The organism is Micromonospora sp. CNB394, assembly GCF_000374985.1.
Lineage (GTDB): Bacteria > Actinomycetota > Actinomycetes > Mycobacteriales > Micromonosporaceae > Micromonospora > Micromonospora marina.
Map to the genome: position 1 here is coordinate 39,905 of NZ_KB895863.1, position 9,553 is coordinate 49,457.

The window sequence follows — 9,553 nt, forward strand, 5'->3', positions numbered from 1 at the left end:
CCGCCGGAGGTGCCGCCGTGGCCGACACGATCGCCGAGACCGTCGAGCTGCTCTACACCATCGACCAGGAGAGCCTCACCGCCGACCAGCAGATAGCGCTGGGCACCGCGATGGCCACGCTCGCCCAGGCGGAACGGCTGGAACAGATCAACGAGCGTCTGCGCGGTATCCACCAGGTGCTGAACAGCTGGGCGATGAAGGTCACCGTCGACGGCCGCTGACCTTGCGTCTCACCCGATCGCCGGCGCGTCGCGGTGGGCCGGCAACCGGGGTGCCGGCCCGTCGCGGTGTGCCGGCCGGTGTCGGCGCGGCGCCCCGCCCCGCATCGGGCGCCGCGGTGCGTGTGCTCGCGGCGAGCGATGACCGGCCTGCTGTGCGAGACTCCGGCGACCCCTCGAAGGAGATCTCATGTCGCCCGACAACCTGCAGGCCCAGCACCGGTTCATCGTCCGTCAGCGGCTCCGGATGATGGTCAACCAGTACGAGGTGCACTCGGTGGCGCCCGACGGCTCCGAAGGCGGGCTGCTCGCGTTCGCGCAGCAGAAGCGGCTCGCCTTCAAGGAGCAGGTGACCATCTACACCGACGACTCCAAGCAGCACCCCCTCCTCGGCTTCAAGGCCCGTCAGCGGCTCGACCTCGGCGCCACCTACGACGTGACCGATCACGCGGGCAACCCGATCGGGCTGTTCCGCAAGGACTTCGCCCAGTCGCTGCTGCGCTCGACGTGGCACGTCGAGCAGCCCGGCCTGCCGCCCGCCACCGGGCAGGAGCGCAGCCTGCCGGTCGCGCTGCTGCGCCGGTTCGTCGACTCGCTCTCCTGGCTGCCGTACCACTTCGACTTCATGGCCGGCGGCCAGCCGGTGTTCTCGGTCGTCCGGAAGTGGGGTCTGCGCGACCGGTACTCCGTGGAGATCCAGCACCCGCAGATCGACCGTCGGCTGGTGATCGCCATGGCAGTCGGACTGGACGCCCTCCAGTCCCGCTGACCTGGCTCGGCGGCTCGCACGGTCCCGGCTCGACTTCCGGTCCCGGCCCGACTTCCGGTCCCGGCCCGACTTCCGGCCCGACTTCCGGTCCCGGCCCGACTTCCGGCCCGACTTCCGGTCCCGGCCCGACTTCCGCCGTCAGGACCGGGCCGGCCCGGCCCGGGACGTCGCGGTGGCGTCCCGGGTCATCCCCGGCAGCGGTGCCACACGTACCCGGGCCGTGACGATCAGGTCCAGTCCGTCGACCCGGCACCCGGTCATCCGGCCGCCGTTGGCCGAGACCAGGTCGGCGGCGCGAGCGCAGGCGGCGGCTCCGTCGAGCACCCGCACGGCACCGGCCAGCGCACCGAAGTCAGCCGCGTTGCGGGCCTCATGCCGCGCGCACCGGGCCGCCCCGACCGCGGCACCGAACGCGCCGACCAGCACGAACACCAGCCCGACCGCGAGCAGACAGACGGTCGCGCCGCCCCGGTCGCCGTCAGCTCTCACGGCACCGGACCCGGCGCGCCGGGCTCCACGGCGGCCACCGCCTGCCCGGACACGACCAGGCGAGGCAGCCGCGCGCCGAGCGTCCGGACCGGTGCCCGGACCGTCGCCGTGACCCGATCGCCCACCACAGTCACCGACACCTCGGCGCCCTCCGGGGCGTACCGGGCTCCGGCGACCGTGCCGGGCTCGCCCCGGGCCGCGGCGAGAGCCGCCTCCCGGGCCGCGTCGACACACGCGACCCGGGCACCCACCGCATCCACAGCGGTCAACCCGGCGACGAGAAGCAGCATGAGCGCCGGCAGGCCGGCCGCCAGCTCGGCGGTGAAGGAGCCCCGCTCGCACGCGACCCGCGAGCGCCACCGGCGCCGCACCGCCCCGGCCCGGGCGCCGACGGCGACCCGGCTCGGGCCGGGCCCGGCGGCGAGTGGGCCCGCTGGTGCGTGGCGCAACCGACCATCACGGCCGGCCCGCCGGCGCCCGATCACTTCAGGGCCCGGTCGATGACGGCGGTCAGTGCGGACTGCACGTTGCCGGAGGTGAGCACCTTCAGCAGGATCCCGGCGAACGCGACCGCAGCGAGGGTGCCCACCGCGTACTCGGCGGTGTTCATGCCGGCGTCACCCCGCAGGCGGGTGAGGAGTTTGCGCATGTCGTACGTCCCTTCTCGATGGTTCACAACACGTCGCCGAGGACGGCGACGATCACCGGCACCAGACCGGCGAGAATGAAGGCGGGCAGGAAGCACAGCCCGAGCGGCAGCACGATGAGCACGCCCGCGCGGCGGGCCGCCGCCTCGGCCGAGGTCGACCGTTCGGCACGCAGCTCGTCGGCCAGCCGGGTCAGCGCCCGAGCCAGCGCGGCACCGCTGTTCGACGAGCGCACCGCCGCCGCGACCACGGGTTCGGCACCGCCGACGCCGTCCAGGTGCGCCCAGGCCTCGCCGGGGCTGCCGCCGAGGCGTAGCGTCCGGCCGGTCCGGCCGAGCCGGTCCGCGAGTGGCCCGCCGAGTGCCTCCGCGACGGCGAGCACCGAACGGTCGACCGGTGCGCCCGCTCGCAACGCGGCGGCCAGCAGGTCCGCGGCCAGCGGCAGGTCGGCCATCTCCCGCAGCCGTCGTTCCCGGGCTGCGCGGGGCTCGATCCGACGCAGCAGACGGTCGGCGGCGACACCGGCCGGCAGCGCGAGGAACACGCCCGTGACACCGCCGACGACCACCGCCACGGCGACCCCGGCCAGCGCTGCGCCGAGGCGTACCCGATCCGGCCACCACGCCGGGCGAGCCGGCCGCGGCGCCGGAGCCAGCCGGCGCAGCCGCCGTCCCGGGCGGACGACCGGACCGGCGACGACCAGGAGCGACGCGGCGCCGCCGAGACAGACGGCGGCCAGTACCTGCCGTGACATCAGGCGGCCCGCCCGGGCGTGACGCCGAGCCGCTCGGCCCAGAGCAGCCCGCCGACCTGCAACGCGACCGCCGCCACCGCACTGCCGGCACCCACCGGCGTGTGCAGGAGCACCGCCACCGGGTCCACCCCGATGCCGTAGCCGAGACCGATCCCGCCGAGCGGCAGCGCGGCGAGCAGCCAGGCGGTCGCCCGCGCCCCGGCGGCCTGGGCGGCGGCAGCCGCAAGCCCTCGGTCGGCGGCGCGGGCGTCGGCCTCGATCCGTTCCAGCAGATCGGCCAGCGGCGCACCCGTCCGGTCGGCCAGCCTGCCGGCGGCCCGGGCCAGCCGCGCGACGCGCCCCGGGCCGTCGTCGATGCCGCAGTCGACGGGCAGTCCAGCCCGCAGGTCGGCGGCGACGGCGGCCAGCCGATCGAGATCGCGGCGGTGCGCGGCGGCGGCCCACCGGTGGGTACGCCGGCGCAGCACCGCCCGCGCCGCGAGCCCGCCGTAGGTGGCAAGCACTACGGCTGCCACCGGACCGCCGAGCAGCGCCCCGGTCACCGCACCACCCAACGCCGCCACCGGCAGCACGCGTCCGGCAGAGAGGGCGGGAGCGGTGGCCGAGGTGCGCCCGGCGAGGAACGCGCGCCCGCTGGTCGAGGCGCGTCCGGCGGAGCGCCCGGGAGCAGTAGCCGAGGCATGCCCGGCGGAGAGCGCCGACGCGGCGATCGAGTGGCCGGCCGATTGATGCGAGCCGGCGCCGGAGCCGGCCCACCTCCGGATCCGCTGCGCCAACCCGGAAGCCGGAGCCGCCAACCCGGAAGCCGGAGCCGGCGAGCCGGAAGCCGGAGCGGGCGAGCCGGAAGCTGGAGCCGAACCGAGGTCCGTCCCTGGCCTTCCGTGGTGCCCGGCTCCGGTTCGACGCCGTTCCCGGCCTCGGCCGGGCGGACGGGCGGACGCCTTCGGCCCGCAGTCGAGCGGCCGCCGTGGGGGTTCCGGGGATGCTGAACGCACGCCCTGCTCCCGCTCAGCCGGGGTACCCGCCCCGCCCAGGACCGCCAGCCGCCGGGCGCGACCGGCCCGTACCGGCCAGGCGACGGCGAGCGCCGCGGCGGCCAGGAGCAGAACCGCCGGCCAGAGGTGGCCGGTCACGACGGATCCGCCGGGGTGGGCCACGCCGCCTGGAGGATCGGGGGCACCGGCGTTCCCCGTTCCCGCAGCAGGCCGGCGAGCAGCAGGGCCGCCGGGGCGACACCCCGGCCGCGCGTCCAGGCCGGAACCACCGTCACCACCCGGTCGGGCCCGTCGGGTAACAGCAGGCCGATCGAGTCCAGGACGCGTCCCTGACCGGTACGGCGGAGCTGAAGGACGACCTGCAACGCGGCGGCGACCTGGGCGTGCAACGCGAGCCGGGGCAGGCCGCCGAGCATCCCCAGCGCCTCCAGTCGGGCCGGTACGTCGGCCGCAGCGTTAGCGTGCAGCGTTCCCGCCCCACCCTCGTGGCCGGTGTTCAACGCGGCGAGCAGGTCGACCACCTCGGCGCCCCGGCACTCGCCCACGACCAGCCGGTCCGGCCGCATCCGCAGCGCCTGCCGCACCAGGTCGCCGAGCCCGACGGCACCGGCACCCTCGACGTTCGCCGTGCGCGCCTGCAAGCCGATCACGTGCGGGTGTACCGGGCGCAGCTCGGCGGCGTCCTCCACCAGCACGATCCGCTCGGTGCCGGGCACCAGCCCGAGCAGCGTGTTGAGCAGCGTCGTCTTGCCCGAGCCGGTGCCACCGCTGACCAGGTACGCGAGGCGGGCCGCCACGAGCGCGGCGAGCAGCGGCGCGACCGGCCGGGGCACGGTGCCCCCGTCGACGAGTTCGTCCAGGGTGAACGGCCGCTGCCGGAAGGTACGCAGCGACAGGTAGGGCCCGTCGGTCGCCACCGGAGGCAGCACCGCGTGCAGCCGGGTGCCGTCGGGTAACCGCGCGTCGGCGCACGGAGAGGCGTCGTCGAGTCGCCGACCGGCGGCCGCGGTGAGGCGCTGCGCCAACCGGCGTACGTCGTCGAGCGTGCCCAGCGGCACGGCTACCTGCTGGAGTCCCCGTCCCCTGTCGACCCAGACCCGCACCCCGTTCACCAGCACGTCCGTGACCTGTGGGTCGGCGAGCAGCGGTGCGAGTGGACCGGCGCCCACCAGGTCGTCGTGCACCCGGCCGGCGATCCGCAGCAGGGTGGTGTCGCCGAGCACCGCCGTCGCCGGTTCGGCGCGTACCGCGGAGACGATCGCCGCGGGCGTGACCGCTGTGGCCTCGGCGGCGAACCGGTGCCGGACCCGCGCGGCCAGCTCCCCCGGGTCGGCCGGCGCGGTCACGCCGCACCCGCCGTGGGCGACCCGGCCAGCTCGTCCACGATCCGCTGACACAGTGCGGCCAGCGGGCCCTTCCCGCTCGCGCCCGGAGCCTCGCCCCGCTCCAGCCCACGGCACAGTCCCGGCTCGGGCCGCAGCGTGCCGGCGAGCGGCAGCCCCAGCGCCCGGGACACCTCGGCCGCCCGCAGCCTGCCGGGCGCCGGGCCGCGCACGATGACCGACAGGTCGACGCAGTGCGGCGCGGCCACGGCGGCGACCCGGGCCGCCGCGGCTGCCGCCCGCAGCTCGGCCGGTACGACGAGCAGCGCGCGGTCGGCCGCCTGGAGCGCGACCACCGCCGCGTCGTCGAGATGCCGGGGCAGGTCGAGCACGACCAGGTCCCGCCCCCGCCGCCCGGCGTCGACTGTGGCGGCCATCGCCTCCGCCGGCAGGTGCCGCAGGTCGCCCCGGTCCCAGGAGAGCACCACCAGGTCGCCTCGGCTGGGCAGCGCACGGATCAGCGACGGCGGGTCGACCCGCCCGTCCGTGCCGGCCAGCTCGGGCCAGCGCAACCCGTCGAGCTGTTCCCACCCGAGCACCAGGTCGAGACCGCCACCGAGGGGGTCCGCGTCGACCAGGAGCGTCCGCAGCCGGGACCGGGCGGCGCTGACGGCGAGCCCACCGGCCAGCACGCTGGCTCCGGCACCGCCCCGGCCGCCGAGGACCGCCACCACCCGGCCCGAGCCCGGGCCGGCCGGACCGGCGGTGCATTCGGCGAACCGGTCGACCAGCCAGGGCTCGGCCGCCGGCAGCGTCGCGACGTGCTCCGCGCCGACGAGTTCGGCCAGCTCCGTACCCGGATCGAGCTCTCCGGAGCGACCGACCAGGACCGTGCGGGCGCGGCGGGGAAGGCGCGCCCGCAGGCAGGCCGCCGCCTGGTCGGCGCCGATGAGCACCAGCGGCGCCGGGGCCCAGCGGGCCCGGGCGGCGGCCGGATCGGCCGCCAGCTCGACCTCGGTGCCACCGGCGGCCGCGAGTCGCAGCAGCTCGTCGAGAAGGTCGCCGTCGGAGGTGACGAGCAGGGGCAGGCGACGGTACGGCGGGAGCGGGGTACGGGGCGGCATGGCGGCCTCCATCGGTCGGACTCGGACGTGCGGTGGTGAGCCTGCCCGGCCGGGGGATGCGGGACCGGTGCCCTGTGGACAACCGAGCGCGTTGTGGACAGACCTCGGCGAGCCGGTTGATCTGCTATGGGCCGGAGACGGAGGAACCGAGTGTCCGGTCGGCCATTGACGACAGGACGAGCGGTAACGCAAAATCGGGGCCCCTCGCCGCCCGTCGGACCGCACCGGCTTGCGGAATCGAGGCCGTCACCGATTCACCGCGCCCCCTCGCGACCCCCTCGGGTCGACCTCGCCCGCCAGCGCGGAGTCCCGGGCTAACGACCTGCACTGGGGGTCACACGTATCGCCGAGGCCGTCGCAGACCCCGGCTACGCCTCTGTCGCCCTGCCCCGCAACTGACGACGTGCGGGTGAAGGTGCACGAAGCCCGCGAAGGAAGTCTTATAGAGCGTCACGCCCGAGAACGACCGAGGGTGACCTGCGGCGAAACGTTCGTCCCGCAAAGGGACGACCCCCGTCGGGGGGAAAGTGACCTGACGTAGCAGCGAGTGTGATCGAGTGCCGTGCCGCGTGGTCAGACGCGCTGGTCGTGCTGTCGAGCATGATCGAGAGTCGCCATGCGGTAGGCGTTCGCTGACGATCCGCTGACGATCCGAGTAAAGGCCGAGGCTTCCGGTGCCGGCAGCCTGCTTCGCGCCTAGTCCAGTCGCCTGGGCACGGGGGCGAGCCCGGGACCGTCCGCGGGAGGTATTCCGCTTCACTCGTCAGATGTAGGGCGAAGGCGCTCCCACTGCGGGTCGCAACAGACCAGCCCTCGATCTGCCGCCATGCGCGCCGCCTCGGCCGGCACCTCCTCGCCATGCTGTACCGGATGGTGAAGTAGACGAACGACCCCGACGCCTCGTCCATCAGGGGACCGTCGGACCAAGGGCTCACGTCGTGCTCGTCGTCACGACGGGGTCACTTGCAGCGGTATTGATCTAGGGGAGCGTCGTAGTCGATCAAACCTGGCGACTGCGGCTTTGGGCTGCTGCTACCACTGGCATGAATGCGTAGCGATGGTCAGTGCTGGCTCTCGCTGGACGGCCTGGGCACGGCATGATCTTGCGGGCGGAGGCGGGCCGGAGAAGAAGGCAGGCCAGGCTCCACCATGCAGCGATCCTCAACCCATCTCGATGAGATTGTCAGAGGAAGGGGATATCGTCTGGCCGTGGGCATGGCAAAGCAGCGCGTCGGCGACCCCGGGGCACCCCCGTCGCCAAGCGCTGTCTTGCCCAAACCATCCGCCCTGATCGGCACCCATGTTAACCAAACAGGGCCGCATGTCCGGTTCACTGAGGTCGCGACACTCGCTACTGTGAGCGATCTGACGGTTGATCCGGAAGGTGAGTGGATGACCTCAACAGGTAGTCGTCGGCCCGTCGATGGCTTGGGCTTCTTCGCGATCGACTGGTACGGAGCGCTGGTCGAGGACTCGACCTCTGTGAGCGCGGTCCGCGTTGCTGCCTACGCGCGCCGCAACACGCCCCAACGCCGGTTTGCCGTCGTGAACGACTACGTCGCCAGCACCCTGGGCACCGCCGCCGGCCTCCCCGTTCCTCCAGGCACCCTGCTCCGGGTTGGTCAGGGAGAGCTTGGTTACCTGTCACTAGGCTTCAGTGACAAGGGCGATCGGCCACCGCCCGTCATCCCCCCGGTCTTTGCTCACGAGCGTCCGTGGGACGCGACTGGAATCATCGCCTTCGACCAATGGATCTTGAACAACGATCGCCACGATGCAAATTTGGCATATCTGCCGAATTCTGGTGTGGCCGTCTTCGACCACGACATGGCGTTGATCTGCAACCCGCCTAGCGGAGATGCGTGCGGTTCACTTGAAACGGGCCTGGAGCAGACGGTCAAGGACCACATCCTTGCTCGCCACTTGACAACCGCAGAATATTTTCCAGAGTGGTGCGATCGCATTAAGAGCGTCGGGAAGCGCGAGATCCGGCGCGTGGTCTCCACATGCCAAGATGCAAACCTCATCGATCGCAATGTTCGAGACAAGCTGATCGATTTTCTTGAGCATCGCCAGACTCGAATTCAATCGCATATTGGTCGCACAACCTCCGATTACGTCAAGGTAGGCTCCTGGCCTTTGGGGATCGACGAGGTGGGCAGTGAGAGCTAATTGGTATCTCGTCAAGTACGTTCGGGACAGTTTCCGGAACGAGCCTATAAACATCGGCGTGATAGTTACGCTTGACCGCCGAGGCGTGGCTCGCTTCGTCGGAGAGCGAGGCGGCCAATTGGACGGGCGGAGAGTGCGAAGCATTGTCGCCAGCCCCGATGCCCTCCGAGCTTGGGCCACCTACGTCCGCTACCACCTGGACGAAGGCACTTTCGAAGCGCAGCTAGACAGGCTGAGTGCCCGCACTCTGGATAACTACCGCATTGAACGGCGAGGTGCGCTTTTGGAGCCCTTGGCGCCAGAGCAACTGCCGGAAGTCGTCGCGGGCCTGTTCCGAGAACTTGTCCATGACGAGCCAGAGGACCATGCTCCGAGCTTGGACGACCTAACCACCCAACTGCTGTTCACCCGCCTCCGGTTTCCGCCTGACCACAAGATCGAGAAGGACGTGCGCTACAGGGTCGATCTACGCGGGGAGCCTCGCGACTTTAGCTTCGACTACCGCTACGTCAATGGGCGAACTTCCTTGTTGGATAAAATCAGCTTGGCAGACAAGGAGCGAAGCGTTGAGACCCGCGTAAACGACCTGCTTTTCAGGATGGAGCACTTATCGGACGCAGGCGTAACTAACTTCATTTCGCTCTTCGATGTCGGGCCAAAAGGCTCGGTAGACCGAGTCGAACATCATCTACGCGCAATAGAAAAGTTCTCGTACACAGTCAATGTACGGTCGACCTCAGCTGCGGAGGAAGTTGGCGAGCGCCTCGGCGTTCCTGTACTTGGTTAGCCTCGGCCCTTCGTTAAGGGCTGTCCAAGGAGTGGACCGGAAACGAGGAAGTGCCTTCTGATCAGGGAAAATAGGACTTGCTGAGGGTCCGATGTTCCTGTCACGGAAGGCACTTGCTGGATGAAGGCTACCGCAATACGTCCGAAGATCATGGTGACCGGAGACGGGCGGGGCATCGTCGGGCACGCTGGTGCCCGGCTGCTCGCTGATCTGGCTGATGCGACCGGCCTGACCAGCGCGTTCAGCCACGCCCTTGCGGGTCTGCGGCAGCGGCAG

Annotated in this window: 11 protein-coding genes and 1 pseudogene; 5 read left to right on the forward strand and 7 right to left on the reverse strand. The window is 71.9% G+C overall.

Annotated elements, in window-relative coordinates:
• The first annotated feature begins 17 nt into the window (after positions 1-17).
• Together C569_RS0126710 and C569_RS0126715 are read left to right on the forward strand one after the other, a co-directional pair.
• Complete coding sequence (locus C569_RS0126710) at positions 18-221, forward strand: hypothetical protein (protein WP_018788797.1); 204 nt, start codon at positions 18-20, stop codon at positions 219-221.
• A gap of 187 nt (positions 222-408) precedes the next feature.
• Positions 409-987 carry a hypothetical protein gene (locus C569_RS0126715; RefSeq protein ID WP_018788798.1) on the forward strand — a complete coding sequence of 193 codons (579 nt, stop codon included), beginning with the start codon at positions 409-411 and terminating at the stop codon, positions 985-987.
• 138 nt (positions 988-1,125) lie between these two features.
• On the opposite strand, the gene C569_RS0126720 is transcribed toward C569_RS0126715, so the two are convergent.
• From C569_RS0126720 to ssd, 7 genes are all read right to left on the reverse strand, one after another.
• Positions 1,126-1,476: an Rv3654c family TadE-like protein gene (locus C569_RS0126720; RefSeq protein ID WP_018788799.1), complete on the reverse strand. Its 351-nt coding sequence runs from the start codon at positions 1,474-1,476 to the stop codon at positions 1,126-1,128.
• Positions 1,473-1,847 carry a TadE family type IV pilus minor pilin gene (locus C569_RS0126725; RefSeq protein ID WP_026268689.1) on the reverse strand — a complete coding sequence of 125 codons (375 nt, stop codon included), beginning with the start codon at positions 1,845-1,847 and terminating at the stop codon, positions 1,473-1,475. Before C569_RS0126725 ends, C569_RS0126720 begins: the two co-directional genes overlap by 4 nt.
• Before the next feature lie 110 nt (positions 1,848-1,957).
• Positions 1,958-2,125 carry a DUF4244 domain-containing protein gene (locus C569_RS32710; protein ID WP_013283643.1) on the reverse strand — a complete coding sequence of 56 codons (168 nt, stop codon included), beginning with the start codon at positions 2,123-2,125 and terminating at the stop codon, positions 1,958-1,960.
• A 23-nt stretch (positions 2,126-2,148) separates the two neighbouring features.
• On the reverse strand, positions 2,149-2,877 hold the full coding sequence (locus tag C569_RS0126735) for a type II secretion system F family protein (protein ID WP_018788801.1): 729 nt from the start codon (positions 2,875-2,877) through the stop codon (positions 2,149-2,151).
• On the reverse strand, positions 2,877-3,653 hold the full coding sequence (locus C569_RS34575; RefSeq protein ID WP_369754122.1) for a hypothetical protein: 777 nt from the start codon (positions 3,651-3,653) through the stop codon (positions 2,877-2,879). Before C569_RS34575 ends, C569_RS0126735 begins: the two co-directional genes overlap by 1 nt.
• Positions 3,654-4,006: 353 nt before the next feature.
• On the reverse strand, positions 4,007-5,218 hold the full coding sequence (locus C569_RS0126745; protein WP_018788803.1) for a TadA family conjugal transfer-associated ATPase: 1,212 nt from the start codon (positions 5,216-5,218) through the stop codon (positions 4,007-4,009).
• Complete coding sequence (ssd, locus tag C569_RS0126750) at positions 5,215-6,318, reverse strand: septum site-determining protein Ssd (RefSeq protein WP_026268690.1); 1,104 nt, start codon at positions 6,316-6,318, stop codon at positions 5,215-5,217. Before ssd ends, C569_RS0126745 begins: the two co-directional genes overlap by 4 nt.
• A 1,356-nt stretch (positions 6,319-7,674) precedes the next feature.
• On the opposite strand from ssd, the gene C569_RS0126755 reads away from it, so the two are divergent.
• From C569_RS0126755 to C569_RS33425, 3 genes and pseudogenes are all read left to right on the forward strand, one after another.
• On the forward strand, positions 7,675-8,490 hold the full coding sequence (locus tag C569_RS0126755; RefSeq protein ID WP_155945621.1) for a hypothetical protein: 816 nt from the start codon (positions 7,675-7,677) through the stop codon (positions 8,488-8,490).
• A gap of 85 nt (positions 8,491-8,575) precedes the next feature.
• On the forward strand, positions 8,576-9,277 hold the full coding sequence (locus C569_RS33420) for a hypothetical protein (protein ID WP_155945622.1): 702 nt from the start codon (positions 8,576-8,578) through the stop codon (positions 9,275-9,277).
• A gap of 120 nt (positions 9,278-9,397) precedes the next feature.
• Positions 9,398-9,553: pseudogene (locus C569_RS33425) on the forward strand (IS1380 family transposase); the annotation flags it as partial.

Excerpts from the sequence above, each read along its gene's own strand:
- C569_RS0126715 (WP_018788798.1), top strand. The coding sequence starts at position 409 with ATGTCGCCCGACAACCTGCAGGCCCAGCACCGGTTCATCGTCCGTCAG.
- C569_RS32710 (WP_013283643.1), bottom strand. The coding sequence starts at position 2,125 with ATGCGCAAACTCCTCACCCGCCTGCGGGGTGACGCCGGCATGAACACC.
- C569_RS0126735 (WP_018788801.1), bottom strand. The coding sequence starts at position 2,877 with ATGTCACGGCAGGTACTGGCCGCCGTCTGTCTCGGCGGCGCCGCGTCG.
- ssd (WP_026268690.1), bottom strand. The coding sequence starts at position 6,318 with ATGCCGCCCCGTACCCCGCTCCCGCCGTACCGTCGCCTGCCCCTGCTC.